The organism is Caballeronia sp. LZ028, assembly GCF_031451415.1.
GTDB classification, from domain to species: domain Bacteria; phylum Pseudomonadota; class Gammaproteobacteria; order Burkholderiales; family Burkholderiaceae; genus Caballeronia; species Caballeronia zhejiangensis.
Genome location: NZ_JARUXN010000037.1, coordinates 1 through 1,342 on the forward strand (window position 1 = coordinate 1; position 1,342 = coordinate 1,342).

General features: G+C 61.9%; 1 protein-coding gene. It reads left to right on the top strand.

Annotation, left to right across the window (positions count from 1 at the left end):
* Positions 1–4: 4 nt before the first annotated feature.
* Positions 5–1,333, top strand: a complete 1,329-nt coding sequence (locus tag QCE58_RS33955; protein ID WP_239295098.1) for an IS4 family transposase — start codon at positions 5–7, stop codon at positions 1,331–1,333.
* Positions 1,334–1,342 lie beyond the last annotated feature (9 nt).

Consider the following 1,342-nt stretch of genomic DNA (forward strand, 5'->3'; position numbering starts at 1 on the left):
TGCGATGCTTGCCAACCACCTCACGTACCTGATCGAAGCACAGGAGCCGGCCGATCTGCGACGGTTGGCCGAGCATCTGCCCTTCGAGTGGATCGAACGCGCAGTCCAGGCGACCGGCACGGCGAGCATCCGGCGCCGTCGCCTTCCGGCCGAGCAGGTGGTGTGGCTGGTCATTGCGCTGGCGATGTACCGTCACTGGTCGATCAGCGAGGTCCTTGACAGCCTCGATCTGGCCTTGCCCAACGAGGCCGCCCCGTTTGTCAGCAAGAGCGCTGCGGCGCAGGCGCGCCAACGCGTTGGCGAAGCGCCGATGGCGTGGCTGTTTGAACAGACCGCGCGAGCGTGGACGACTCAGGACGCGGCCCACCATGCGTTCAAGGGCTTAAGTCTGTGGGCAATGGATGGCACCACACTGCGCACCCCGGACAGCGCGGCCAACCGCGAGCACTTTGGCGCGCAGGGCTATGCCAGCGGCAAGGTGGCGAGTTATCCGCAGGTGCGCGCCGTGACGCTCACCGCCATTCCGACGCACCTGATCGCCGATATCAATTTCGGTCGCTACGACACCAACGAAATGGTGTACGCCAAAAGCCTGCTGGCGCAGATCCCGGAAGACTCACTGACGGTGTTCGACAAAGGCTTTCTGGCCGCGGAAATCCTGTGTGGCCTGACGATGAACGCGCGCAATCGCCACTTCCTGATTCCAGCCAAAGCCAACACCTGCTGGGAAGTCGTCTCGGGTAGCGCTGACGATGCGATGGTGCGCATGCGTGTGTCGCCGCAGGCGCGCCAGAAATGTCCGGCTTTGCCCGAATTCTGGAGCGCGCGGGCGATCCGTGCCATCGACGCGCGCGGACGCGAACGCGTGCTGCTGACTTCGCTGATCGATCGCCGACGCTTCAAACCCGCTGATATCGTCGCCTGTTATGAGCGCCGCTGGCAAATCGAAACCAGTTACGCCGAGCTCAAACAATCGATGCTGGGTTCGGAATTGACCTTGCGCAGCCGCACCGTCGCAGGGGTCTATCAGGAGATATGGGGCGCGTTGATCGCCTACAACCTGATTCGACGTGAGATCGCGAGCGCCGCGCGAGAAGCGAAACTTGCTCCGACTGATATCAGCTTCGTGCGAGCGCTTCACACGATCCAGCACGAGATGATGTGGGCGGCCCTCACGCCGGCGTTTGCAAAATTACCCGCCTGCCTTCAGCGTCTGCGCGAAAGGCTCAAGTCTATGCGCAACGAAAAACGACCCGGACGCACATGCGACCGGGTCGTCAAATCCCGCCCTAAACGGTACACCGTTCGCTATCTAAGAAAAGACCTTAACTGAACGGCATTA

What these genes read in the sequence shown, in the direction of transcription:
- QCE58_RS33955 (WP_239295098.1), top strand. Translation starts at nt 5, where the DNA reads ATGCTTGCCAACCACCTCACGTACCTGATCGAAGCACAGGAGCCGGCC.